25 protein-coding genes are annotated in these 25225 nt (G+C 70.7%); 12 read left to right on the plus strand and 13 right to left on the minus strand.

Annotation, left to right across the window (positions count from 1 at the left end; translation table 11 throughout):
- Window positions 1–48: 48 nt before the first annotated feature.
- Window positions 49–588: a dihydrofolate reductase family protein gene (locus IW256_RS34810; RefSeq protein ID WP_197014976.1), complete on the minus strand. Its 540-nt coding sequence runs from the start codon at window positions 586–588 to the stop codon at window positions 49–51.
- 503 nt (window positions 589–1091) lie between these two features.
- On the opposite strand from IW256_RS34810, the gene IW256_RS34815 reads away from it, so the two are divergent.
- The 4 genes from IW256_RS34815 (at window position 1092) to IW256_RS34830 (ending at window position 4703) form a co-directional block, all read left to right on the plus strand.
- Entirely contained in the window at window positions 1092–1901 is an 810-nt protein-coding gene (locus IW256_RS34815; protein ID WP_307829290.1) for an SAM-dependent methyltransferase, read from the plus strand.
- A 130-nt stretch (window positions 1902–2031) separates the two neighbouring features.
- Window positions 2032–2919, plus strand: coding sequence for a helix-turn-helix domain-containing protein (locus IW256_RS34820; protein ID WP_197014978.1), 888 nt, complete (start codon window positions 2032–2034; stop codon window positions 2917–2919).
- 9 nt (window positions 2920–2928) lie between these two features.
- Window positions 2929–4077: an NADAR family protein gene (locus IW256_RS42945; protein WP_197014979.1), complete on the plus strand. Its 1149-nt coding sequence runs from the start codon at window positions 2929–2931 to the stop codon at window positions 4075–4077.
- A complete protein-coding gene (locus IW256_RS34830; RefSeq protein WP_197014980.1) occupies window positions 4074–4703 on the plus strand; it encodes an alpha-ketoglutarate-dependent dioxygenase AlkB in 630 nt (209 codons plus the stop codon). The genes IW256_RS42945 and IW256_RS34830 overlap by 4 nt, the downstream gene beginning before the upstream one ends.
- A gap of 289 nt (window positions 4704–4992) precedes the next feature.
- Here IW256_RS34830 and IW256_RS34835 read toward each other — a convergent pair whose 3' ends face one another.
- Window positions 4993–5778, minus strand: a complete 786-nt coding sequence (locus tag IW256_RS34835; RefSeq protein ID WP_307829291.1) for an ATP-binding protein — start codon at window positions 5776–5778, stop codon at window positions 4993–4995.
- A gap of 193 nt (window positions 5779–5971) precedes the next feature.
- Here IW256_RS34835 and IW256_RS34840 point away from each other — a divergent pair, with 193 nt between their 5' ends.
- Window positions 5972–6826 (plus strand): helix-turn-helix domain-containing protein, encoded by an 855-nt coding sequence (locus tag IW256_RS34840; protein WP_197014982.1) that lies wholly within the window; start codon window positions 5972–5974, stop codon window positions 6824–6826.
- A gap of 1 nt (window position 6827) precedes the next feature.
- A complete protein-coding gene (locus tag IW256_RS41770; protein ID WP_197014983.1) occupies window positions 6828–7055 on the plus strand; it encodes a DUF397 domain-containing protein in 228 nt (75 codons plus the stop codon).
- 190 nt (window positions 7056–7245) lie between these two features.
- On the opposite strand, the gene IW256_RS34850 is transcribed toward IW256_RS41770, so the two are convergent.
- From IW256_RS34850 to IW256_RS34870, 5 genes are all read right to left on the minus strand, one after another.
- Entirely contained in the window at window positions 7246–9174 is a 1929-nt protein-coding gene (locus tag IW256_RS34850) for a hypothetical protein (RefSeq protein WP_197014984.1), read from the minus strand.
- A gap of 50 nt (window positions 9175–9224) precedes the next feature.
- Window positions 9225–9980 carry a hypothetical protein gene (locus IW256_RS34855; RefSeq protein ID WP_197014985.1) on the minus strand — a complete coding sequence of 252 codons (756 nt, stop codon included), beginning with the start codon at window positions 9978–9980 and terminating at the stop codon, window positions 9225–9227.
- A gap of 77 nt (window positions 9981–10057) precedes the next feature.
- Window positions 10058–10756, minus strand: coding sequence for a Crp/Fnr family transcriptional regulator (locus IW256_RS34860; protein ID WP_231404053.1), 699 nt, complete (start codon window positions 10754–10756; stop codon window positions 10058–10060).
- A gap of 7 nt (window positions 10757–10763) precedes the next feature.
- A complete protein-coding gene (locus IW256_RS34865; RefSeq protein ID WP_197014986.1) occupies window positions 10764–11441 on the minus strand; it encodes a DUF429 domain-containing protein in 678 nt (225 codons plus the stop codon).
- Entirely contained in the window at window positions 11438–12310 is an 873-nt protein-coding gene (locus IW256_RS34870; RefSeq protein ID WP_197014987.1) for an alpha/beta fold hydrolase, read from the minus strand. The genes IW256_RS34865 and IW256_RS34870 overlap by 4 nt, the downstream gene beginning before the upstream one ends.
- Before the next feature lie 143 nt (window positions 12311–12453).
- Between IW256_RS34870 and IW256_RS34875 the strand changes: the two genes are divergently transcribed.
- From IW256_RS34875 to IW256_RS34885, 3 genes are all read left to right on the plus strand, one after another.
- Window positions 12454–13425, plus strand: a complete 972-nt coding sequence (locus IW256_RS34875) for an MBL fold metallo-hydrolase (RefSeq protein ID WP_197014988.1) — start codon at window positions 12454–12456, stop codon at window positions 13423–13425.
- Window positions 13426–13534: 109 nt separating this feature from the next.
- On the plus strand, window positions 13535–14650 hold the full coding sequence (locus IW256_RS34880; protein WP_197014989.1) for a transposase domain-containing protein: 1116 nt from the start codon (window positions 13535–13537) through the stop codon (window positions 14648–14650).
- A 121-nt stretch (window positions 14651–14771) separates the two neighbouring features.
- On the plus strand, window positions 14772–15428 hold the full coding sequence (locus IW256_RS34885; RefSeq protein WP_197014990.1) for a hypothetical protein: 657 nt from the start codon (window positions 14772–14774) through the stop codon (window positions 15426–15428).
- Window positions 15429–15493: 65 nt separating this feature from the next.
- Here the strand turns inward: IW256_RS34885 and IW256_RS34890 are convergent, their stop codons facing one another.
- From IW256_RS34890 to IW256_RS34910, 5 genes are read right to left on the minus strand one after another with little or no spacing between them, the layout of a single operon-like run.
- A complete protein-coding gene (locus IW256_RS34890) occupies window positions 15494–16333 on the minus strand; it encodes a fumarylacetoacetate hydrolase family protein (protein WP_197014991.1) in 840 nt (279 codons plus the stop codon).
- Complete coding sequence (locus tag IW256_RS34895; RefSeq protein ID WP_197014992.1) at window positions 16324–16788, minus strand: VOC family protein; 465 nt, start codon at window positions 16786–16788, stop codon at window positions 16324–16326. The genes IW256_RS34890 and IW256_RS34895 overlap by 10 nt, the downstream gene beginning before the upstream one ends.
- An 8-nt stretch (window positions 16789–16796) precedes the next feature.
- Window positions 16797–17855 (minus strand): Gfo/Idh/MocA family protein, encoded by a 1059-nt coding sequence (locus IW256_RS34900; protein ID WP_197014993.1) that lies wholly within the window; start codon window positions 17853–17855, stop codon window positions 16797–16799.
- Window positions 17852–18748, minus strand: coding sequence for an amidohydrolase family protein (locus IW256_RS34905; RefSeq protein ID WP_197014994.1), 897 nt, complete (start codon window positions 18746–18748; stop codon window positions 17852–17854). Before IW256_RS34905 ends, IW256_RS34900 begins: the two co-directional genes overlap by 4 nt.
- Window position 18749: 1 nt before the next feature.
- Window positions 18750–19541, minus strand: a complete 792-nt coding sequence (locus IW256_RS34910) for an SDR family NAD(P)-dependent oxidoreductase (protein WP_197014995.1) — start codon at window positions 19539–19541, stop codon at window positions 18750–18752.
- Between the two features lie 245 nt (window positions 19542–19786).
- Between IW256_RS34910 and IW256_RS34915 the strand changes: the two genes are divergently transcribed.
- Both IW256_RS34915 and IW256_RS34920 read left to right on the plus strand, forming a co-directional pair.
- Window positions 19787–20776: a C-terminal binding protein gene (locus tag IW256_RS34915; RefSeq protein WP_197014996.1), complete on the plus strand. Its 990-nt coding sequence runs from the start codon at window positions 19787–19789 to the stop codon at window positions 20774–20776.
- On the plus strand, window positions 20773–21552 hold the full coding sequence (locus IW256_RS34920; RefSeq protein WP_197014997.1) for an SDR family NAD(P)-dependent oxidoreductase: 780 nt from the start codon (window positions 20773–20775) through the stop codon (window positions 21550–21552). Before IW256_RS34915 ends, IW256_RS34920 begins: the two co-directional genes overlap by 4 nt.
- 49 nt (window positions 21553–21601) lie before the next feature.
- On the opposite strand, the gene IW256_RS34925 is transcribed toward IW256_RS34920, so the two are convergent.
- Window positions 21602–22207 carry a TetR/AcrR family transcriptional regulator gene (locus tag IW256_RS34925; RefSeq protein WP_197014998.1) on the minus strand — a complete coding sequence of 202 codons (606 nt, stop codon included), beginning with the start codon at window positions 22205–22207 and terminating at the stop codon, window positions 21602–21604.
- Between the two features lie 257 nt (window positions 22208–22464).
- Between IW256_RS34925 and IW256_RS34930 the strand changes: the two genes are divergently transcribed.
- Entirely contained in the window at window positions 22465–25221 is a 2757-nt protein-coding gene (locus tag IW256_RS34930) for a family 78 glycoside hydrolase catalytic domain (RefSeq protein WP_197014999.1), read from the plus strand.
- Window positions 25222–25225 lie beyond the last annotated feature (4 nt).

Here is a 25225-nt window from a genome sequence, read left to right on the forward strand (position 1 = left end):
GCTTCTGACCGGCCGCTGACCGGCCGCGCCACGTGTCCCTTCCCTCGCTCAGGAATCCGCGCGCACGTACGTCAGGTGCAGGACGCCGGAGCCGAAGGTCTTCGAGCCGGTCAGGCGCAGCGGCACCTGCGGGCCGTCGTCGAAGAGCCGCTTGCCGGTGCCGACCGCGATCGGGTGCATCAGCAGGTGCAGCTCGTCGAGGAGCCCGTCGCGCAGCAGCGAGCGGACGAGCGTCCCGCTGCCGGTGACGCCGAGGTTCCCGCCCGGCTGCTCCTTGAGCCGGGCCAGCTCCTTGTTGACGTCCCCGCTGATGAGCGTCGTGTTCTGCCACTCGGCCGAGGTGAGGGTGTTGGACACCACGTACTTCGGGGTGCCGTTCATGTGCTCCGCGCCTTCGTCGGTCGAGGTGGGCCAGAACGACGCGAACTCCTCGTACGTCCGGCGGCCCAGGAGCATCGCGTCGCTGCCGTCCATCAAGCCCTGGACGACCTCGCCCATCTCCTCGTCGAAGTACGGGAAGTGCCACTGGTCGGGGGCCTCCACCACGCCGTCGAGCGAGATGAAGAGGCCGCTCACGATCTTTCTCATCCTCATGTCTCCTTTGGTCTCTCAGGCACGCGGGCGGGTCGGCGACGCCGGCTCGTCCGCTCGTTCGGTGCTCCGGCGGGCCCGGTCGTGGGCCGGGCTTCGCGACCACGGCCAGGTCGACCACATGTTCAGCATGGTACCGACAATAATATTTGTCAAGACAGTGCGAGCCGTCGGTCCTGGCCGGGCAGGTGCCGCGCGCCGCCCCGGGGGCATCGACGAACCGGCGGTCCGCGCCGAGCCCGCCGGCCGCGAGGGCGGCGGCCCGCCTGCCGGCGCCCCATGCCCTACCGAGAGCGAAAATGCGGGAATTGATTCCAGTGGCGGATGCGCGAGGGGGGAGTGGCGTGGCGTCTTTGGCGTGGATCAGTGGATATCGGGGCTTATGGTCCTCGCGGGAAGGGGCTTGGGGAGGTCCACATCTGAGAATCTCGGCGATCCGGGCAGTGATGCATCTACGTTGGGCAGGTCAGCCGATGCGACGCCGAAAGGAGAAGTCGGACGTGCAGGACACCACTCCCGGCCCCGTCCAGGATCCCGCCTCCAAGATCAATACCTCGGTGCCGCATTCGGCCCGTATCTGGAACTACTGGCTCGGTGGCGTCGACAACTACGAGGTCGACCGCGTGGCCGGCGACCAGTACGTCGCGGTGTTCCCCGAGATCGTGGAACTGGCCCGCTCCAGCCGCTACTTCCTCGCCCGCGCGATCCGCTTCCTGGCCGGCGAGGCGGGCGTACGGCAGTTCCTCGACATCGGCACCGGCCTGCCCACCGTCGACAACACCCACGAGGTGGCGCAGCGGGTCGCCCCCGACGCCCGGATCGTGTACGTGGACAACGACCCCCTCGTCCTGGCCCACGCCCGCGCCCTGCTGACCAGCACGCCCGAAGGGACCACCACCTACATCGACGCCGACCTGCACCGGCCCGAGGAGGTCATCGAACGGGTCCGGCCCTCCCTCGACCTCACCCGCCCCGTCGCCCTCATGCTGATGGGCGTGATGGGGCACATCGTCGACGACGCGGAGGCGCGTTCGATCGTCCGCCGGCTGATCGCCGAACTGCCCTCGGGCAGCTACTTCACGCTCTACGACTGCACCGGCGACGACCCGGCGTTCAACAAGGCGCAGAGCGGCTACGACGACACCGGCGCCGTCCCCTATCGCCTGCGTTCCCCCGAGTTCGTCTCCGGTTACTTCGAGGGTCTGGAACCGGTCGAGCCGGGGATCGTCCCGCTCGAACGGTGGCGTCCGGAGATCGCGCATACGGCCAAAGAAAGCCCCTCTATGTGTGCGGTCGCGCGCAAACCGTAACAAACTCCAGGTTATCGCGGTCCCCCCGAAGTATGCTCACGGTGAGTGCGAGCATGTGCACAGCCATCTGCAATTGCAGAGCTATAGTGAAAATGGTCGTGCAAGATGCAGTCTTCCGTGAGGAGCCCCCTTGGCCTCCGCAGCGACTGTCAGAAGCGAGTCCGCCGGCAGCAACCCGCCGCTCGTGCGCGGGGACCCGCTGGTCCCGAGGATGCTCCTGGGCCAGCGCCTCCGCGATCTGCGCGAGGCCACGGGAATGTCCCGCGCGGAGGCCGGCAGGACGATCCGCGCGTCCCGTTCCAAGATCTCCCGGATCGAACGGGGCCGTACCGGGCTGCGGCACGCCGACGTCGCCGAGCTGCTCAGCGCCTACGGGATCCGCGACGAGGCCGAACGCTCGACCCTGCTCACCCTCACCGACCAGGCCAACGCCCGCCCCTGGTGGTACGGGCACCGCGACGTCGTCCCGCCGTGGATGCGCCGCTACCTGAGCGCCGAGCAGGCCGCCCGCCTCGTCCGCTGCTTCGGTGACCGCTACGTCCCCGAGCTGCTGCGCACCGACGCGTACGCGCGCGAGGTCATCGGCGAGCAGGCACCCGACCGGCGCGTCGAGCTGCTGGCCAGGCGCCGCCGCATCCTGCGCCGCCGCCCGCGCCCGGTCAACCTGTGGGTCGTCCTCGACGAGGCGGCGCTCTGGCGGCCGGTCGGCGACGCCGTGACGATGCGCGGCCAGCTGGAGCACCTCAGGGAGATCTCCTGGCGGCCGAACGTGACCGTCCAGATCGCCCCGTTCAACATCGGCGGCCGGGTCGCGGCCGGCGGCCCGCTCACCCTCGTCCGCTTCCCGCAGCAGACCCTGCCCGACCTGGTCTACCTCGAACGCGACGGCGAGGGCGTCTACCCGGCCAGGCCCGGCGAGATCGAGCACCACTGGCACATCTTCAACACCCTGGTCACCGAGGCGGCGGCGCCCGAGCACACCCCGCGGATCATCGAACGGGCCCTCGCCGAGTACTAGTGTTCCCGCGTGAGGGGAAAACGGACGTACCGAATCGTCGACGGGGAGCGGATCGAGGGCACCTGGCGGCCCATATTCATCCAAAACCTGGGTTACCACCTGACCGATCTGCTGATTTTCGCCGACGGTGCCCTCTGGTGCTGGGAATGGGTCGACCTGGACGGCCTCCGAGCCAAGCTCGAATCAGGCTGGATCGCCACCACCCTCGAACCGGGCGCCCGCGCCTCGGCCCACCACCTGGCGAGCTGGCGCTTCGACGAACCCCGCACCGCGTTCACCCCCGAGACGCTGCTCGGCGAGGTCGCCGACGAGATCGACCGGCTCAACGGCCGCCCGGACTCCACCGCCCGCTGCCGCCTGGCGCTCGACCACTACCTGGAGACCCGCGCCGAGGCCGACCGCCGCGCCCTCCGCGCCGCCTATCTGGACATCCCCGAACACCTCCGTACCTACGCCCTCGGTGACATGGACAGCAAGGACGGCCCCCTCGTGGCCCTCTGCACCGACATCGGCGAACCCCTCATCACCTACAGATCCAGCGGTACCGTCCCCGCCGCCACCGAACGGACCCGAGAGCACGCCCTCGCCTACTTCGCCGACCGGGCCCGCGCCCAGGAGGCCTACGTCCCCCGGCGCCCCGCCGACGACCCGGACACCGCCCCGGCCGGCGCGCTTCACATCCCCGAACGCCACTACCCGAACGGCTGGCCCGAGACCCCCGGCCCCCACGTCCTCCAGAACGAGTACCCGGCCCCGATCACCATCGCCTCGGTCACCTACCCGACCGTCCACCACGCGTACTGGGCCCTCTCGACCATTAATCCCGAGATCCGTGACCGCGTCCGCCGGGCCGAGCGCCCGTTCGACGCCGGACGCCTGGCCCGCGACGCCCCGCGCGTCCCCGGCTGGCCGGACGCCCGCGCCGCCGTGATGGCCAGGCTCCTGCGCACCAAGTTCCGCACCCACCCCGAACTGGCCGAAGTCCTCCTGGCCACCCGCGATGCCCCGCTCCACTACGGCGGAGGCTCCGACTACTGGGCCGCGCACGGGGAGAAGGGCCGCAACTGGATGGGCCGCCTCCTCGAACTCGTCCGTTCCGAACTCCACGCCGACATGATCGAACATATGTTTGACCCCACGGGTACCCTGGAGGCATGACCGGTCCCTTCCAAGGGTCGCTGCTGGACTGCTGGGACGAGACGGGCCCACGCGAGCTCGGTTCCTCCGTCCGGCGCACCCGGCTCGCCCACGGCGCCTGGATCGACGTGCGCCCGAGCTGGATCGCCGGCGCCGACGCCCTCTTCGAGCGGCTGGCCGAGACCGTCCCCTGGAGAGCCGAACGCCGCCACATGTACGACCGCGTCGTCGACGTCCCCCGCCTTCTGGCCTTCTACGACGAGGACGACCCGCTGCCCGACCCCGTCCTGGACGAGGCGAAGGCCGCCCTCAACACCCACTACCAGGCAGAGCTGGGCGAGCCCTTCCGTACCGCCGGCCTCTGCCTCTACCGCGACGGCCGCGACAGCGTGGCCTGGCACGGCGACACCATCGGCCGCGGCCGTACGGAGGACACCATGGTCGCCATCATCTCGGTCGGCGACCCCCGAGCCCTCCTCCTCCGCCCCCGCGGCGGCGGCCCGACGATCAAGCACGACCTCGGCCACGGCGACCTCATCGTGATGGGCGGCTCCTGCCAGCGCACCTGGGAACACGCCGTCCCCAAGAGCACCCGAGCCCTGGGCCCGAGGATCAGCATCCAATTCCGCCCCAGAAACGTCCGCTGACCCCTAGGAGGGTCACCCCGGCAAACGCGGTGTGCCTGCTTACAGTGCTCAGTGGTAACCAACCACCACGCGTCAATATGATCCGCGCGTCCTGCTCGACCTGGCCAAGCTGCTGATCACCACGACATGGTGACGGCCTCCATCCTGACCAAGCGCGTGGTCCTCGACAGAGGTGTCGCGGTTGAGTCGTCCGGGGTAGCGCGACGGCTGCTACTGAGGTAGAACGATCATGTGATCAGCCCCCTGGAGCTTGACCTTGATACAGGCAGTCGGCGTCAGGCTTCTATATCTACGGGGTGATTTCCTCGGTGCGTTGGACGACCAGCTCGGCAAGGTCGTGGAGGTCGACCAGCGGACGGCGGATGGTAACGCCGTTGGTGTCGTTCAACGTGAAGGTTGTTGGCTGGACGCGGATGTTGAGGCCACAGGGCACGGAGACCAGAGAGACGGCTCGTGCGTCCTTCCGGATGATGCCACCGATGCCCCGGGCGGCCAGCAGTGCGTGTAGTTGAACTGCGGTACGTCGGGGATCAGCTATGCGCGTGCGGTGTCGCCAAGTGGGCGGTAGCGGCAGAGTGAACCACACCGCCTTTCCAATCACCGGCGGGCTGGTGAATCGGGCACGGGAGGGATGGCTTCCCCAGGAGGACGAGACGGCCGCCACGATGTTGAGCCCTCTTCCGTGCTCGGCCCAGAGGGCGGAGCCGGTTTCCTGTGGCGGTGGGGTCTGGTAGCCATCGAAGACGGTGACGACCAACGCTTGGTGTGGATAGGAGCGCGCCCATATCCAGAGCTCGGGGCTGACGGTACGAGTACACGGATCGAGCCCTTCTGCTAGCCGATAGGCGTTGGTGGCTAGCTCGCTCACTGCGAGCGTTCCGTTCTCGATCAGCTCGCGCGCCATACCTAGTCGGTGCATGACCGCCTGCACGAAAGATCGGGCGGTGTTGGCGCTTCGGGCATCGGGCGGTAGCAGCCGAGCACACGCGCCACCGATGGGGATCTCCGCGGGGTGTCCGCTTACTTCTGGACTTGGCTGTATGCGTTGGACGTGCATGTCACCCACCTCGAGCATGTGGTGAGGGCGATACGCGTGAGCTGAGCGCCCTCTTCCTGGTTTGCCACTCCTGCGTGATCAAGAGATGACAATGTGTAGTCAAGGATGGCGTGAAGGATGGGTGATGGCAACTGCCTTCTGGCAGTTGCCAAGCCTTGTTGGCCGCCTGCGGCCAACAAGGCTGTGTACTGATGGGCAGATGAGGTGACTTATGGTTCTTGGTCCGAATCCCACTGTTCGTGGTCGCAGACTGGCCGCGGACCTGCGACGGCTGCGCGAGGAACGGTCACTGACGATCGATCAGGTCGCCGGTGAGATGGACTGGCATCCGACCAAGCTCAGCCGGATCGAGACAGCAAGGCGCAGCGCTCAGCCGAGTGATGTCCGTGCACTTCTGCACCTGTACGAGGTTGCGGGCGAGGAGCGGGAGTCCCTGATCAAACTGGCTCGTGCAGCGCGGGAGAAGGGGTGGTGGCACAGTTATCGCGACGTCCTCTCCGAGGAGTATGCGCACTACATCGGGTTCGAGTGCGAGGCCGCGGCCATTCACAACTTCGAGCCCCTGGTGATACCTGGCCTCCTCCAGACACCCGAGTACGCACGAGCGCTGATGCGCGGTGGTCCGTATGAGATCGGCGAGCAAGAGATCGAACGACGTGTCGAGGTCCGACTGAAACGTCAGGGGGTACTCGATCACGAGGATCCTCCTCGTCTATGGCTCGTCATGGACGAGGCAGCGCTGCGGCGGCCCATCGGTGGGGTGGACGTGATGCAACGCCAACTCCGTCACCTGATCCAGGCGTCGGTACGGTCGCGGCTCACCATCCAGGTCGTACCGTTCAGCGCGGGCGCTCATCCTGGTACGACTGGCTCGTTCATCATCATGACCTTCCCCGATCAGACGGACCGGCCAGTGGTCTATATGGAGACCCTTGCCGGCGATCTCTACTTGGAGAGGGAATCGGAGATTGAGGTATGTACGATCGCGTTTGAACGTCTATGTGCGAGCGCTCTCAGCCGAGAGGACTCCCTGGCGTTGATCGCCGAGGTGATCGAGGAGTACTGACGTGGCCCATTCCCCCGCTGGCCCTAGCGAGACTGCAACCTGCATTGCCTGGCGGAAGAGCAGCCGTAGCCAGCAGCAAGGGGCCTGTGTCGAAGTGGCTGACCTGGGGAGAGGCATCGCCGTCCGGGACTCCAAGCTCCCGGAGGGAACCCAGGTGGTGTTCTCTCCGGGAGCTTGGAGAGGGCTGACCGCGGCGATCAAACAGGGGCGCTTCGACAACCTTCCCTAGCAGTGGGCTTCCCCCTGCGGGAGTTGAAACCTCCGCCTTACGAACAGGCGTGACCTGCGTACATGGTTGGACTTGGCTCGCTCGATGACGTCTGGCGATCTCTTGGAGACCTCAGTGCACTGTTTGGCCTAAGGGATCAAGACCGGCTGTCCACGGGCTGGTTCACCCATCCGGTCGGGCTGGGAACCTGTTATCCGGAGCGGATGGTCTCCGCTGTGGTGCGCAGCCATACCCAGAGCACGAAGACGATGCGGAGCAGCCATGGGCGGAGCAGGGGGATGACGATGTCGTCCCTGATGGCGCGGCGGTTTCGGTCTGAGGGGTGGAGTGCGGCCCACCTGCGGACGTTGTCGATCAGAATGCGGGCGGTGTCGGGGGCGACGATCGGGTGGTGGGTGAGTGGTTGCGGTGCTTCCACCCAGGGTCGCGCCGCGTCTCGAAGGGTCTCCACGAGCTGATCTCGGAGTTGGGGATTGAGCAGGGCCGTGTCCAGCCAGTGGTGGAGGACGCTCTGAAAGGTTGTCTCTGGGGTATGGCGGAATGCCGCCTGCCATGCCGGTAGGCAGTTGCGCGGAGATAGGGCGTGCGAGCCGTTGAACAGGCTGGGCCGAGGCGGTTGCGCCAGTCGGAGGAAGATGACTGCTCCTGCCCGCTTCCGGCGCTGCGAAGCGGTGGGCGAGAGTCTCTCCGGACTATCGGAACACCAAGTGAGGATGGCCTTGAGGACCTCGCGGCGGTGCTCTTCTGCCAGGGCCAGTATGACAGTGGCCACCTCGTTGAGGATCTGGACGTTGCCGTACGTGATGAGGTGCTTGAGCCTCGTCAGCGCGATGGACGGATGGACGTCGCCGAGCGTTTGGCAGACTCGGGCGATCGTCAGCTTCAGGCTCTGATGTGCTCGCGCAGTACGAGACCACTCGTACAGCTGCGTTCGGATGCGGCCTCCGACCACCGGGTGGAGGCAGGTGCGAGCCAGAGCGATGTAGGCCAGACCGGACTTATCGGCCTCAGCCCAACGCAGGGCCGTTCTAGTGATCTGCTTGGCGTCTCCGTGTTCGGCGGCCAGATCGGCGAACCTTGCAGCGATCGTCTTCGCCAGGGGCTCGGGTACGTCCGGATCAGTGGGCAGGTCGGCCAACCAGGTGAGGAGGGCCGGGCGGCTCAGTGGATAGTCGGCCCAGACATGCTGCAACACCGAGTCGGCGTAGCCGTGTCGGCTGAACGCGATGCTGTCCTTGCCGGGGTCGGCCTTCAGGAACGTGCGCACACCTGCCAAAGGGACCCAGGCCAGGCCGGCGCCGTTCACGGTGATGTCGAGTTGTTGCGCCAGGGTTTGGGCGGCGTGGTAGACGTTGTTCTCAGGGGCGGGTGCGAGGGTCGCCGCTGCCACCAGCAGGGCCTGATCGTGCGGTTGCTTGTTCTTCTTGAACCAGCTTGAGAGCTCGTCGTTCCACCCGCGGTATGCCTGGAGGGCTTCCGCCCTCATGGCCTCTGGGGTGCCACCGCGCTGCTCGATCTTCTCGGCGATCTCCGCTAGCCGTCTCGCGTCTTTGGGCAGCGCGCCGTTGAGCAGGTCGCGGGCGTCGTCCCAATGGGACCAGTGCGGACCGAGCCTGCGGTGGGCGAGCCGTCGGTGGTAGACGTCCAGGGCGTTCGGGGGCTCGATCTCGATCGGTCGGAGGTCCAGGTGGAGGTGGTCGGCCGTGTCGGCGATGATCGCCAGGTAGGCGCCTGCCTCGCGCGCGTTGTCGACGCAGTGCAGCAGCTGGGAAGGAGAGGCGTCTGCGTCACGGATGATGTAGCCACGAGGGCCCCCGGCGGTGATCTCCTCGCTCTCCTCCTCGTCCGTGGAGAAGCGGCGGATGGTGGTCCCGTGATGGAGTTGGTTGAGGGCGGCGATCGCGGTCGTCTCCCGACCGCACCCGGACGGTCCGCAGAGCAGGACGGCGTGGTCGGTGAACAGGGTCTTCAACGCCTGCTCATGGTTGCGGGGCGGGACGTAGCAGGCGATGCGCTCTCTGATCTCGGTCGGGCCCAGATACATTGCTGGACGCCCGCGCACGAAGCGGTTCTGGATCTGGACGAGGTCGCCGTCCACCGTGTTGCCGAAGGCGTTCATCGACTCGTCCCCGGCGATATGGACGTCGCCGAAGGAGGGGCCCGGGGCTCTCACGAGCGCTCCTGGCGGTAGTCGCCGCCGACCTGGTTACCGAAACTGTTCTGACTTCTTTGACCCGGAATCTCTACGTTCCCCATCGAGATGCCCCCGCCCGAAGGCGGTGCGGGGGAGGGAGCGGGGAGCGTGGTCGGCTCGGAGGTGGGCGGGTGTTCTCGCCATGAGGGAGTCGGAACGTACAGATAGGCCGGCTGGTCGAACTGCTTCACCTCCGCCCTCACCGGCCTCAGCTGACTGGGGTGGAGTCCGGTGTGGCCGCCCTCAACGAACATCTTGAAGGCTTCCGAGGAGACGATGACGGCGGTGAACGTCACGTCCGGATGGCTCTCGTCCAGCGCGGCCCGCAACGGCTTGCAGTCCAGCAGCCGGTTGACGTCGACGGTGGACGTGGAGATGCCCGCCGTCACCGGGTGCTCGTCATCGACCCGCCCGACGTGCAGCGCCACCCGCAACCGGAGCCGCGCTCCGTCGGCGCGCAGTCGTCGCGCGGCCGTTGCCAGGGCCTCCTGGAGACGGATGGGGAACGGGTGGATCAGCTGTTCCATCGCGTCGAGCGGGAGCAGGGCGAGGACGCCGTCCCCCGTGCTCTGCTGGAAGCGGGCCGCCTTCCATGCCTCCCCCAGACCGCTGTGCTCGCAGGCTTGGGAGAGGGCGTCCCGCATCTCGGTGTGGAGTATGGGCAGAACGGCATCCGGATGGCCGCTGAACCCCTTGGTGTCGACGACGAGCAGGCTCTGCATCGATGGCACGGTCGATCTCCCCTCATACCCGAATATGTGACCAAGTCACCACGATCGGTGATGGCGGGCGGGGAGACTGTCTGAAATCAGACGTAGCGGCGGCCCGATCCGGCCAAGGTCCTCAGGCCCGCGGGGTCGGTGATGGTGACCCGGCGTCGGCCCGTGGTGATGAGGCCGAGGTCGCGGAGGCGTGAGAGCTCGGCGGCGACCGTGCTGCGTGCCAGTCCCGTGGCCCGGCCGAGTTCGGTCTGATCCAGCTCCACATCGGCTCGTACGGCATGACCGGGTGTCGAGAAACGGATGAGGGTGCTCGCCAGGCGGGGGCCCGCGGGTAGCGTGGCCATCTCCGCACGCCATGTCTCGCCCTCCAGGATGCGGCCGATCGCATGCCGGAACAGCTGGGCTTCCAGCCCGTGGGCCCGTACGAACGCCAGGAACCGGTCGGCCGGCACGGACCGTGTTTCGCATCGGTCGACTGCGATCACGGTGGCCGAACGAGGAGTGTCTCCGAGTACCGAGTAGTCACCCAGGATCTCTCCGGGGCCCCGGACGGCGAGGACGAGCGAGTCGCCGTCGGCCGATGCCTGTACGACTTTGACCCGTCCGGACACCAACGCCAGCACGAAGGCCGGTGGGTCCCCCTGCAAGAGCAGGGTGGTCCCCGCCTCGTGACGCCGCATGCCGCCGAGCGAGACGAGATGCTTCCACGCGTCTTCCGAGAGAACCATGGTTCTTGTCTCCCATACTTCACTGATCGTGAAAAGGGATGTAGTCCACCATGTCAAGTCGAGGTCAGGTCCAGATGGCGCAGGGGTGCCGGTCGGTGAAGGTCTCGGGTGGGGCGGGGAGGCATCTGGCCTGGTCTCGGGCTACGCGGCGGGCGGTCCAGGCCGCGGCCGCGGCGTCGAGGACGTCGTCGACGCGGGCGTTGGCGCCGGCGGGGCCCAGGTCGCCGGTGAGGTGGATGCCCTCGCCCGCCAGGAGGCGGCGTCTGGTCTCGGCGCCGGCCCAGGTGGTCTTCGGGGGGACGGGGGCGCCGGACATGCGGGCGAAGGAGAGTTCGGGGTGGACCTCGACGACGCGGTACGGGGGGTTCCGGCGGACCCAGCGGTCGACTTCCAGGATCTTGGGCTTGAGGGCGAACGCCTGGATGGAGACGCCCTTGCCGGTGAGGCGGCGGTTGATCTCGGTCGCCTGGGCGTGGGTGCCGGCTTCCAGGGCCCGGCGGACGGGGGTCATGAACAAGGTCGAGCGGCGACGGCCGAGTTCCTGGCGGGCGAGTAGGTCGGCCTGGCGGAGGCCGTTGTCGGCGAGGCCGATCGGGATGTCGATGGCGACGACGGTGACGGGGGCGGCGGCGTCCACGAGTTCGTGGATGCGAGGGGCGAAGTACGGGGTGACCGCCTCGTCCAGGGCCATGCCGACCCACCCGGCGGCGCAGGCGTCCACGCCCAGTACGCGTTCGGTCATGGTCTGGAGGTGAAGCGGAGGATCCGGGCGTTGACCTCGTCGGCGCACTGGGAGGCGATGGTGTGGGTCGCGTCCGGCCACAGCTCCGCCTGGACGTTCGGGACGAGGGCCTCGGCGCGCTGTACGGCACGGCGCGGGTCGTGGACGACGCTCCGGCCGGCGATGAGGACGAGGGTCGGCACGATGAGGGAACGCAGCTGGTCGTCCGTGAACAGGCGAGGGGGCGGCAGAGCGGGGCGGTAGTGCCGCAGGGCCGTGCTGATGATCAGTCCCAGGGGGTCGTCGCCGGGAAGGTGCCCCTGCCCGTCGATCCAGCGCATGAAGCGGGGCGTGGCCCAGTTCGCGGTGAACGGCACGAGGACGGGGATCGTGCGGAGCAGCATGCCCATCGGGAAGCGCGCGAAGGTGGCGGCCGGGTCGAGCAGGGCCAGGGACGCGACCTTCTCGGGCCTGTGGACCGCCAGGTTGCAGGCCAGCCAGCCGCCGATCGACGTGCCGGCGAGGTGGGCGGCCTCGATGCCGAGGCCGTCGAGGGTCTCGGCGAGCCAGGCGGCCTGGTCGTCCGCGTCGTGGATGGGCGCGGTCTGGACGCTTCGGCCGGGTTCGCCGAGCAGGTCGATCGCGTACACCCGGAGGTGTTCGGCCAGGGGAGCGATGTTCGGCTCCCAGGAGACGGCGGTCGCGCCCCTGCCGTGCAGGAGGACGAGGGGAGGGCCGGGGGCGTCACCGAAACGGTACGCGCGCACCCGGCCGAACGCGGTCGGCACGTCGGTGCTCTCGGCCGGCTCCGGGAGCGTCCGCAGTCCCGCATCGTAGGCGGCATCGAAGGCCGCGCGGCCTTCCGATGAGGTGAATCGGCCGAGTTTCATTCCAGGCATCTCCCCACAACCAGCGGCGACATGCCGAGATCGATGAGCGATGCGGGGATGGCCGCGGGGCGGGAGAAAACCAGGAGGTGATCGGCCGGTCTCTTCGCTAGTGTCGGGCGTCTTCGAGAATGGGGGTTCGCCTGATGACGTTGGCCGAGCACCCTGAACGGCTGGAACGGGGGCATCCGTTCCGGCAGTGGAAGACGTGGACCATCCCGGGGACGAGCCTCACGCTCACCGGGTATTCGCGTGCGAACGACAAGACCTTCTTCCACGTCCCCCAGCTCCGGTGCTCCCTTGACGCGGGGCTGTGCGAGGGGCGGCAGGTGGACGCGGTCTTCCTTACGCACACGCACCACGACCACTCCAAGGACCTGGACTTTCTCGCGGCCAAGGCCGGTACGGACATCTACCTGCCCGCGGAGGCGGTGCCGTACGTGAAGTCCTACCTGCGTGCGTCGGCCGAGCTGAACCATGGGGCGGGCTACGATCCGGCCCTTGCCGAGGGGGCTCGGCTGCACGGCGTAGGGCAGGACGACGAGTTCACCTTCGGGCGCCGGGGGCACCACGTACGGGTGGTCGGGTGCGAGCACAAGGTGCCTTGCGTGGGTTATGCCTTCTCCGAGTCGAGCAAGGAACTGCGGCCCGAGTACGCGGAACTGCGCCGGGCCCTGCTGGAGGAGGGCCGGGGCGGGGAGTTCGGACGGATCATGGCGCGGAAGCGCCAGGAGGGCGCCGAGGTCGAACGGGAGGTGCGGCGCCCGCTGTTCGCCTTCCTCGGGGACACGCATGTGAGCGTGTTCGAGCGGAACCCGTGGCTCTTCGACTACCCGGTCGTCATCACCGAGTGCACGTTCCTCGACGACGCCGAGATGGAACGCGCCGAACGGGTCGGCCACACGGTCTGGAGCCGGCTCAGGCCGGTGGTCGAGGCACACCCGGGGACGCTGTTCGTGCTGACCCACTTCAGCCTGCGCCACTCCGACCGGGAGGTCCTGGCGTTCTTCCGGCGGGAGCGCGAGAGGGCGGGGGCCGGGCGCCTGGACAACGTCGTGCCGTGGGTCCATCCCGAGAGCCGGCTGCCGGAGCAGCACCAGCGTTCGGCGGCAGGCTGAGGCCGGGCGCCGGCACCCGCCCGCGCGGCCGGGATCGGACGGCCGGGGCCGGACGGCCGGAAGCGGCTATTTACTCAAGCGCTTGCTTGTGCGGCGTTAGCCTGGTCAGGTGGCCGGCACCGGGCGGATGATGGCGGTCCCGGCCGAGCGCCTGACCGACCGGGTGTCCATCGGGGTGCTGGTGTCGCTGGTCCCGGTGTCCCTGCTGGACGAGGTGATCCGGGTCAGCGGGTGCGCCGACCGCAGGCGGCGGGCGCTGCCGGCACGGCTGGTCATCTACTACGTCCTCGCGCTGTGCCTGCTCGCCGACCACAACTACGACCAGGTCATGCGGATCCTGCTGGACGGGCTGTCATGGAGGTCGCGGGGAAGCAGGGCGTGGGAGCGCGCGCCGAGCGCGTCGGCGATCAGCCGGGCGCGGGCGCGGGTGGGCTCCGATCCGCTCCGGGTGCTGTTCGAGCGGATGGCCGGCCCGCTCGCCGAGCCGGGCGCCCCGGTGGCGCGGTACCGGGGGCTCCGGCTGCTCTCGCTGGACGGTACGGCGCTGGACGTCCCGGAGAGCGAGGAGAACTCCGCGTTCGGCTACCCCGGGGACGCGGCGCGGTTCCCCCAGGTGCGGGTCTTCGCGGTGGCCGAGGAAGGCAGCCACGCCCTGGTCGACGCCACCTTCGGCAGCTCGGCGGTCGCCGAACGGGTCCTCGCCGGACGCCTGCTGCGGTGCCTGCGGCCCGGCACGCTGCTGGCCGCCCCGGCCGGGGCGTGGTCCCCGGACCTGGTGCGGAGGGCGGCCCGCACCGGCACCGACCTGCTCCTGGAGCTCCCCGGGCCGCCCGGGTCGTCCGCCGGGGACGTGCTCGCCGACGGTACGCGCCTGTGCGAGATCGCGGGCGTTCCGTTCCGGGTCGTTCCCACCCTCGCGCGCGGGGCGCTGGCGACGACGCTCACCGATCCCGTACGGGCGCCGGCGGCCGAGCTCGCGGCCCGGTACGCCGGGCGCTGGACCTTCGATGACGCCCTGACCTGGATGAGGCCCGGGTGGCATGGGCGCGGGACGGTGCTGCGTTCGCGGAATCCGGACATGGTCGTCCAGGAGATCTGGGCGCTGCTCTGCGTCTACCAGGCGATGCGGGCGCTGACCTGCCAGGCCGGGCCGAGCCGGTGGTGCGCCTGCCGGTGGGCCGAATTCGCGGCCGGGGAATCGCCCACCAAGCGCTTATCGCAATAGTCGTTCCCGAGTGAAAAGGGAAGCGCTTCGTGTTCGAGTGAATTCGCGACGACGTGGCTATTGACCGCCCTTGTCGTGCTTTTTACTCTGACGGCCCCGGCGGATTTCTAGGGAGCAGCCGATGAAACACGTCCGCAAACTCGCCCTCACCGCGGCCGCCGCCGCGGCCGGAACCGCGCTCGCCGCGCCCCCCGCCCACGCGGCCCCGCCGACCGTCATCCTCGCCAACGGCTCGCCCTACAGCGGCAACATCCGGATGGTGCTGACCTCCCCGGTCTCGGTCACCACCTCGCTCGGCACCGCCAGTTGCAACCGGGGCAACATCGACGCCGGCGTCGCCTCCAACGGGTCGAACCTGAACGTCTCGGTCTACAACTTCTACAACTCCCCCGGCCCGGCCTGCACGAACAGCGCCGGCGGGACGTCCACCACCACCCCGGTCGGCCTGCCCTGGAACGGCGGCGACCTCTCCTACGCCTCCGGAAGCGGCACGCTGCGCATCAACAACGTGCAGGTCACCTCCAGCAGCAGCACGTTCCTCGGCCCCATCGTGTGCAACTACCGGGGGTCCGGGCCCAGCAACAGCGTCACCTTCTCGGTCGTCAATTCCACCGGGACCACCCAGGTCCGGGCGACGGCCAGTGGCGCCAGCATGACCAAGGTCGACGCGGGCAGTAATATCCTCTGCCCCGGTTCGGCCACCTACAGTGCCGGATTCGATGTCTTCGGCCAGACCTCGACCGGTGCCTACACCCAGAAACTCGTCCTCACGCCGTGAAAAAGCCGGGTCCGCCTTTTCGCTCAGGAAAAGGCGGACCCGTTCTTGCCCGGACGCCGGCGGTGTCACCCGGCGACGAGGCGGTGCCGCATCTCGCCGATGGTCTCGACGCGGGTGACCAGTTCGTCTCCTGGAGCCAGCCACCGCCGCGGGCTGCGTCCCATGCCCACGCCGGCGGGCGTTCCGGTGAAGAGGAGATCGCCGGGCAGCAGCGGGAGCACCGCCGACAGCGCGGCGACCAGCCGGGGCACGGAGAAGATCATGTCGCCGGTCCGGCCGCGCTGCATCTCCTCCCCGCCGACCGAGCAGCCGAGGGCCAGATCGTCGGGATCGTCGAACTCGTCGACGGTGACCACGCACGGCCCGGTCGGCCCGAAGCCGGGCAGCGACTTGCCCAGGCTGAACTGCGGCGCGGGCCCCGCGAGTTGCGTCCCGCGCTCGGACAGGTCCTGGCCGGCCGTCAGCCCGGCGACGTGGCTCCAGGCGTCCTTCTCGGCGACCCGGCGGGCGGTCCTGCCGATCACGGCGACGAGCTCGGCCTCCCAGTCGGTGCTGCCGCCCTCGGGCAGGACGATGTCGCCGTACGGGCCGGTGACGCAACTGGGGAACTTGGTGAAGACGACCGGCCGCTCGGGGACCTCCAGGCCGGACTCGGCGGCGTGCGCGTGGTAGTTCAGCCCGATCCCGAACACCTGCCGCGGCGCCGGTACGGGGGCGCGCAGATCGGCGGGATCGTAGGGTTCGGCGGGTCCGGAGACGCCGCCGGCCCAGGCGGCGAACGCGTCCCAGCGGTCGTAGGCGGTGCGCGGATCGGGGCCGAAGCGTCCGGCGCTCGCCCGCTCGACGTCGACGGCGCCGGTGCCCGACAGCAGGACCAGCCGGCCGTCCAGGTTGGCTACGCGCACGGAGCCTCCTCCCGGAGCGCTTCGACGATCTCGATGGTCAGGCCCTGCGGATCGCGGAAATAGGCGACGCGGCGGCCCCTGTTGGGGCCGGAGGTGATCAGTACCGGGCCGGCGCTGCGGGGACGGGCGCCCAGCGCCCTCATCCGGGCGAACTCGGCGGGCAGGTCGTCGCTGACCAGGCACAGGTGGGCGGTGCCGGGGTTGTTGGTCTCGATGTCCACCGGGACGCCGAGGGGGTGGAGGTACTGGATCAGCTCCAGCCGGACGTCGCCGCCGGGAACGCGGAAGACGGCGATGTCCAGCCGCGCGTCCGCGTAGCCGACCTGGTCGGAGGTGTAGGGAGCGTCGTAGATCCGCCTGACCTCGGGGGGACGGCCGAAGAGCCGTTCGTAGAAGGCCGCCGCCGCGTTCACGTCGGCCACGGTGAAACCGATGTGAGAGACACCGGTGAGCATGGGACCTCCTAGATCTCCGACGGGTCGACGACCCGCCCCTCGCGCGCCGAGCGGTACACGGCGGCGACGAACTCGACCGCGGCGAGCCCGATCCGCGCGGGCGACCCGTTGACCGCGCGCCCGAGCACGATGTCGATGAGGTTGCGGGCGGGCGCGTGCTCGGGGTTGCGCTGTTCGGCGGGCAGGTCCAGCAGTTTCGTGGTCATGCCCGCCAGGTGGATCGACGCGGTGCCCCCGTTGACGTCGAACAGGACGTGGCCGTCCCGGCCGAAGATCTCCAGCCGGGCGATCTCGTCGTGGCCGGGGAGCACGCCGCCGGTCGAGCCGAGCACGCCGCCCGCGCCGCCCTCGAACCGGATCGCGACGCCGTCGGCGAGGTCGACCGGGAGCTCGAAGTTCGAGGTGAACGCGGCGACGCCGTTCGGGCGCAGGCCGGTGAGCCAGAGCATCAGGGCGGCGGCATGGGTGATCTGCGTCTGGCCCTGCCCGCCTCCCGACAGGGCCGGGTCGCTGTAGGTGCCCGCGCCGGGCGCGTTCACCGGGTACCCCCACAGGTCGCGGTAGGGCTCGGGGTCGCCGCGGTACAGCTCGCGGACGGTCGAGGCGTACAGGCAGGACACGTGTTCGATGGGGCCGATCCGTCCGGCGGCGATCTCCCGGCGGAGGGTGAGCGCGTGCCGGTTGTAGTGCCAGGGGTAGTCGATGAGCAGTTCGGCTCCGCGCTCCTCGGCCAGGGCGACCAGCTCGCGGCCGTGCGCCGGCTCGATGACCATGGGCTTCTCCAGCAGCGTGGGCAGGCCCCGGTCGAGGGTGAGCCGGGCGACCTGATGGTGCAGGGCGTGCGGCACGGCGATGACGGCCGCGTCCACGTCCACCGCGTCCAGCAGGTCCGCGGTATCGGCGAACACCGCGTCCACCCCGGATGCCCGGGCCGCCGCCGCCAGCCTGTCCCGGTCGGGATCGGCCAGCGCGGCGACCTCCGCCTCGGGATGCCCGGCGATCGCGGGGAGGTGGGCGAACGTGGTCCACCAGCCACAGCCGATCACCGCGACCCTGACCCTGGTCATGCCGTCCCCTCCTCCCGGCCGCCGAGCCGGAAGATCCGTTCGGCGTTGCCGGCGAACAGCGCCCGCCGCTCGGCCTCGGTGAAGTCGGCGATGATCTCGGCGTAGGCGCCGACGACGTCGCCGTAGGAGCTGTAGAGCCGGTCGACCGGCCAGTTGGTGCCGAAGAACGCCCGGTCGGTCCCGAACGCCTCGACGCACTCCAGTACCCAGGGGCGCAGGCTCTCCACCGTCCAGCGATGGTCGGCCTGGCCGAGACCGGAGATCTTCACCACGACGTTGCGGGCCCCGGCGATGTCGCGCATGGCCGCCCGCCACCGCCTGAAGTAGGCGGCGTCGCGGTGCCGCGGATAGCCCGCGTGGTCGATGCACAGGGTGACGCCGGGGACCCGTTCGGCCAGCCGCCGCGCCTGGGGGAACCGTTCCAGCGCCGGATCGTCGCAGCACACCAGCCCGTGACGTTCCAGCAGGGCGTAGCCGCGCAGCCATGCCTCGTCGGTCAGGTAGTCGTCGTAGCGCAGGTCACGGATCCCCCGCAGGTTCGCGAACGCGGCGTGCCGGGCCAGCGTCCGGGCCGTGTCGGGACGGGTGAGGTCGGCGTACGCGACGATCCCGTGCGGAACGCCGAGCCGGTCGGCGAACGCCTGCAGCCAGCGGGTCTCCTCCACGGGGTCGGCCGTCCCGAGGGCCGCCTGGACGTGGACGACCTTGGTGACGTCGTGGAACCGGGTCTCGGCGACGAAGTCGTCCGCCCAGTAGCGCCGTGCCCGGATCGCTCCGTCGGGGCCGGTGACGGGGTCGGGTGGCGCGTCCGGCTCCAGCCACGCGTAGCGCAGCCGGGGGTGGCCGAGGTCGTGGAAATGGACGTGGGTGTCGACGAACGGCAGGCCGGCCATGTCACCGGGTCCCCGGGATCGCGCCGAGGCGGGCCCCGCCGTCCACGTCGAGCGTGAGCCCGGTGAGGAAGCCGGCGTGCTCGGACAGCAGGAACAGGACCGCGTCGGCGACGTCGTCCTCGGTGGCGTTGCGGCCGAGCGGGTTGGTGGCGGCGGCGGCCTCCAGGACCCGTTCCGCGGGCATGCCGGTGCGGGCTGTCTTCCAGTCCAGGACCTCGCGGCCCATGCCGGTGGTGGGGCAGCCGACCGGGCAGACGCAGTTGGCGGTGACCCCCGCGGGCGCCAGCTCGGCCGCGACCGCCTCGGTGAGGCCGACCAGGCCGAACTTGGACGCCACGTAGGGGGCCTGGCCGGGGAAGCCGCGCCGGCCGCAGTCGGACCCGATGGTCACGATGCGGCCCCGGCCGGACTCGCGGAGCGCCGGGGCGGCGGCCCGCACGGTCACGAAGGCGCCCTTGAGGTTGACGTCCAGGGTGCGGTCCCAGTCGTCCTCGCCGGTCTCCTCCAGCGTGCCGACGTGGAAGACCCCGGCCGAGACGACCAGGGTGTCCAGCCCGCCGAAGGCGCCGGCGGCCAGGGTCACGGCCGCGTGCGTCTCCGCCGGTGAGCGGACGTCGGCGGTGACGCCGAGCGCGCGGTCGCCGAGCCCGGTCACCGTCTCCCCGACCCGCTCGGCGTCGACGTCCAGCACGGCCACCGCGGCCCCCGCCTCGTACAGGCGCCGGGCGATCCGCCGTCCGAAGCCGGAGGCGCCGCCGGTCACCAGCGCCTTGCGGTCCTGCGCGACACGCATCTCCCACCTCCCGAAACGGCCGTCACCCGGCGGCCGTTGCGGCGGGACGCTATAGCAACCGCCGAGAATTGGTCAAGTGACCAACTAATGCTCTACCGTTCCTGACCACGATGGAGACGAGCGAGGAACGATGAGCGTGGATCCTCTGAGCGACACGAGCCCGGCCGGCCGGATCACGGCGCTGGCCGGCCCTATCGACCGGGCCGCCGGACGGCGGCCCGGCGCCGCGGAGGGGGGTGGCCGCGATGACTGAGCCTCCGCTGGTGGTCATCACCGACTGCGATCTGCCGGGCGACGAGGCGATGACCGAACTCCTGGGCCGGGCCGGCCTGCGGGTGCGCCGTGCCGACTGCCGCTCGGCCGGGGACGTGATCGAGGCGGCCCGGTACGCCACCGCGCTGGTGGTGCAGTGGGCGCCGGTCACCGCGCCCGTGCTGGCCGAGCTGAAGGGGCTGCGCTTCGTCAGCAGGCTGGGCATCGGCCATGACATGATCAACGTTCCCTCCGCGACACAGCGCGGGATCGCGGTGGCCAACACCCCCGACTACTGCGTGGAGGAGGTCGCCGCCCACACCATCGCGATGGTGCTGGCGCTGGCGCGGCGGCTGCCCGTCCTGGACCGGGCGGTGCGCGCCGGACGGTGGTCGGTGACCGGCGACGCCCCCGGCGCGCTGCGGCCGTCGCGGGCCACGGTGGGGGTCGTCGGCTTCGGCCGGATCGGTTCCCGGACGGCCGCGCACGCCGCCGCGCTGGGCTTCCGGGTGGTGGTGCACGACCCCGGCGTCGGGAACGCCGGCATCAGGGCGGCCGGGTACGAACCCGGCGGCCTGGCCGCCGTCCTGGCCGCCGCCGACATCCTCACGCTGCACGTGCCGCTGACCGCGCGGACCCGGCACCTGCTGGACGCCGAGACCATCGCCCGGATGCGGCCCGGGGCGATGGTCGTCAACACCTGCCGGGGCGGGCTGATCGACGAGACCGCCCTCGCCGAGGCCCTGGAGTCCGGGCATCTGGCGGGGGCCGCGCTGGACGTGTTCGAGACGGAGCCGCTGCCCGCCGCCTGCCTGCTGCGGGGAGCGCCGAACGTCCTGCTGACCCCGCACGCGGCCTGGTACTCGCCGGACGCACTGGAGGAACTGCCGCGGCGCGCCGCCCAGCAGGTCGCCGACTTCCTGGCGGGCAGGCCGGTGCCCGCGATCGTCAACCCGGCCTACGCGCGGAAGGCGCGCCCATGAGCGGCGGCACGGCGAGCGGCGGCACGGCGAACGGCACGCGGAAGGCCCTGGTCACGGGGGCGAGCGGTGGTATCGGCGCGGCCACCGCGCGGCTGCTGGCCCGGCGTGGCGTGGACGTCTGGATCACCTACGCGGGCGACCAGGAGGGCGCCCGCCGCACCGCCGCCAGCTGCGCCGCCCACGGGGTGAGGACGGCGGTGTCCCGGCTCGATCTGCGCTCGACCGAGGACATCGCGCGGCTGGCGGCCCGCGTCCGCGCCGAGTGGGGCGAGCTGCACATCCTGGTCAACAACGCGGGCACCTGCCCGTACACCGCCTGGCCGGACATCGGGCCGGACGAGTGGGACGCCGTGATGGACACCAACGCGCGCGGCGCGTTCTTCCTGACCAAGGAGGCGATCGCGCTGCTCCGCGCGGCCCGGGGCGACCGGGCGATCGTCAACGTGGCGTCGCTGGCCGGGCAGGTCGGCGGCATCTCGACCAGCGTCCACTACGCGGCGAGCAAGGCCGCCGTCCTGGCGATGACCCGGTCCTTCGCCCGCCTGCTGGCCGCGGAGGGGATCCGGGTCAACGCGGTCGCGCCCGGGCCGATCCGCACGCCGATGACCGGAGGGCTCGATCCCGGTGCGCGCGACGGGCTCGCCGCGGCCGTGCCGCTCGGCCGCCTCGGCCTGCCCGGGGAGGTCGCGCACGCCGTCTGCCTGCTCGCCTCCCCGGACGCGGCGTTCACGACGGGGGCGACCTACGACGTCAACGGCGGGCTGCGGACGGGGTGAGGCCCCCCGCCCTGCCCGGCGGTCCGCCGGGCAGGGCCGGGGCCGCCGGTCAGGCCGGCCCGCCGGGGAGGGCGAGCAGGATCAGAGCGTCGGCCAGCAGGTCGGCCTGCCGCTGGCAGGCGTCCCGGTCCCGGGAGGCCGCGTACTCGAGGATCATCCCGTCGAAGCGGTGCGTGATGAACCGGGTGATCTCCTCGACCGTGATCGCGGGGACGGTCCCGCCGGCGGCCACCGCCAGGTCGAGGTTGCGCTTGATGAGGTCGGTGCCGAACGCGTCGTACATCGAGTAGACGCTCTCGCCCCCGGCGGCGTTTCGGATCCGCCACATGCCCAGTTCGAGCAGTGCCAGCTGGAGACCCAGATTGTCCTGCACCCACCGCCAGTAGGCGGCGACGCTGTCGCGGATCGTGGCCTCCAGGCCGCGGGCGGGGTCGACCCCGCCGAACGCCTCGCGCAGCATGGTCGCGCCCCGTTCGGCGACCAGGTCGATCAGCTCGGCCTTGTTGCGGAAGCAGTAGTGCAGGGAGCCCAGAGGGGCCTTGGCCTGCTCGGCGATCCGCCGCGTGGTGGCGCCCGCCAGCCCGTACGACGCGATGACCACGACGGCCGCGTCGACGATGCTGCGGCGGCGTTCCTCGGCGGGGAGATAGGCCATCCGGGCTCCTCTGGTGCTGGGGGTTCGGCTCGCCGCGCCGGTGGGACGGCGAGCGAACAGGTCGCTTGACCAAGTGTACCGGCGGTGTTGCGGGATCCCTTTCACGCGGCCTGTTGACAGGCGGTGACCTGGGTGTCGATACTCGGTGGATCAACCTGGTCATCTGTCCAGGTCATCTGTGCAACTTTTCGGCGCCGGCCTTTCGCGCGATCGAGGCGCGGCTCGGCGCGTGATCCCGTTCAGATCGGAGCCCGCCGATGCCCCATCCCAGCGACGCGTCCCAGGCGACGCCCCCGCGTGCCACCCGGCTGCGCTGCGAGCACCTCGACGACCCGCTCGGGCTCGACGTGGCCGCCCCGGCCTTCGGCTGGGTACCCGCCGGGCCCCAGCGCGGATACCAGGTCCTGGTGGCGACCGCCCCGGACCTGGTGGCCCGGGGCGTCGGCGACATGTGGAATTCCGGACGCGTCGAGGCCGACGACGTGAACGGCGTGACCTACCAGGGCGGCCCGCTCGTCTCAGGACGGCGCTACTGGTGGAGCGTCCGGCTGTGGGGCACGGGCGCGGAGCCGGGCCCGTTCGCGGACGCGGCGACGTTCGAGATGGGCCTGCTCGACCCGGCGGACTGGGAGGCCGCGTGGATCGCCGGGGACGCGGACGTCTCCTCGCCCCTGCTGCGCACGGGCTTCGAGGTGCCCGGCGACGTTCGCAGGGCGCGCGCCTACGTGGCCGCGCTCGGCTACTACGAGCTGCGGCTGAACGGCGAGCGCGTCGGGGACCGGGTGCTGGACCCGGCGAACACCACCTACGACCACGACCCGGACCTGTACGACGGCGACGGCAAGCCCGCCCGCGTCCCCAACCCCCGGGTGCTGTACTCGGTCCACGACGTCACCGGGCTGCTCAGACCCGGTAGGAACGCCGCGGGCCTGATGCTCGGGCACGGGTGGTACAGCACGGAGCGCGACGTCGGTTCCGGCCCGCTGCCGCGCACCCCGTACGGCGACCGGCCCCGCGTGCTGCTCCAGATCGAGATCGAGGCAGGCGACGGCACGCGGTCGGTCGTGACCACCGGCGAGGACTGGCGGACGGCGCCCGGCCCGGTCGCCTACAACGACTACGGTCACGGCGAGTACCACGACGCCCGGCGGGAGATCCCCGGCTGGGACTCGCCCGGCTTCGACGCGACCGGCTGGGGCCCCGCCACCGTCGCCGAGGCGCCGGCCGCGCAGCTGTCGGCCCAGCTCGTCCAGCCCGTCCGCGTCATCGAGACGCTCGCGCCGGTGCGCACGCTGGCCAGTGCGCACGGCGCCATGATCGTCGACTTCGGCCAGCACTTCTCCGGCTGGACCCGGATCAGGGTGTCCGGTCCGGCCGGCTCGGAGGTGGTGCTGCGGCACGCCGGCGAACTCGGCGCGGACGGCGAGCTGGACGACGACGCCAACGCGGGCGCCTGGCTCCCGGCCCGCCAGACCGACACCTACGTTCTGAGGGGCCAGGGCGAGGAGGTCTGGGAGCCCCGGTTCACCCTGCACGGCTTCCGTTATGTCGAGATCACCACGCCGGGGCCGCGGGTGCCGGTGCTCGGCGTCGAGGGGCGGGTGGTCCACTCCGACCTGCCGGGCACCGGCGAGTTCACCTGCTCCGACCCGCTGCTCGACCGGATCCACCGCAACGTGCTGTGGACGCTGCGCACCAGCTTCCAGGGCTTCCCGCAGGACGCCGCCGAACGCTACGAGCGGGTCGGCTGGGTCGGCGACCCGGGGTGGGCGGTCGAGGACTACCTGTACGACTTCGACGCGGCCCGGTTCTGGCTGAAGTGGCTGGACGACCTGGCCGACACCCAGCTCGCCGACGGCCGGTTCCCGATGATCTGCCCGATCCACTGGCGCGGCAGGATCGCCATGGAGGCGCCCGAGGGCTACGACGTCCCCGACGACTTCGAGCACGTCATGTACTGGCCGTACGGGGCCCAGCCCGACTTCGCGATGACCTCGTACCCGAGCATCGCCTGGAACCTCTTCCGCTTCTACGGCGACCGCGCCATCCTCCGGCGCCACTATCCGAACATGCGGCGCGGGGTGGAGTTCCTGCGGTCGCGCTCGGAGGGGTTCATCGTCTCCGAGGGCCTCGGCGACCACATGGAGCCGCAGCCGGACGGCACGTGCAGCGTCTTCCCCAAGCGCACGCCGGTCGAGCTGACGTCCACCGCCTGGTTCTTCGCCGTCGTCTCGATGACCGCCGGCGCCGCCGAGGTGATCGGCGAGACCGCGGACGCGGCCTTCCTCCGGGAGCTGGCCGGGGACATCCGCCGGGCCTTCAACGAGCGGTTCTTCGACGAGGCCACCGCGAGCTACGCCACCGGGTCGCAGACCGCCCGCGCCATGCCGCTGTGGTTCGGCCTCGTCCCCGACGAGCATCGCGAGCGGGCCCTGGCCGGCCTCGCCGGGCGGATCGAGGAGGACGGCGGCCACCTCGCCACCGGGACGATGGGCACCGCCGCGCTGCAGAACGTCCTGACCGGCGGGTCGGCCGAGGTGATGTACGGGATCGCCACCCGGACCACCTTCCCCAGCTGGGGCGAGCAGGTGGAACGGGGGGCCACGACCGTCTGGGAGACCTGGGGCGGCGACCCCACGTTCAGCCGCAACATGAAGCTGCTGGCGATGATCGAGAAGTTCCTCTACAACGAGGTCGCCGGGCTGGCCCCGGCGGCTCCCGGCTGGCGGCGGATCCTGGTCCGGCCCAGCCTCACCCGCCGCCTCGCCCACGCGAGCGCGCGGGTGCGCACCGCCCGGGGCGACGCCGCGATCGCGTGGCGGGCGGACGACGGCGGGCTGCGCGTGACCCTGGAGATCCCCCCGTCCGCCGAGGCGGAGGTCCGGCTGCCCTGCGGCGGTCTCGACCACCCCCGGCTCACCAGGGACGGAGTCCCCGTCACCGCGCGGCGCGACGGCGACGAACTCGTCCTGGCCGTCGAGGGCGGCACCCACACCTTCCACCTCACCTCATGAAGGG

It is taken from the genome of Actinomadura viridis (genome assembly GCF_015751755.1).
GTDB lineage: Bacteria > Actinomycetota > Actinomycetes > Streptosporangiales > Streptosporangiaceae > Spirillospora > Spirillospora viridis.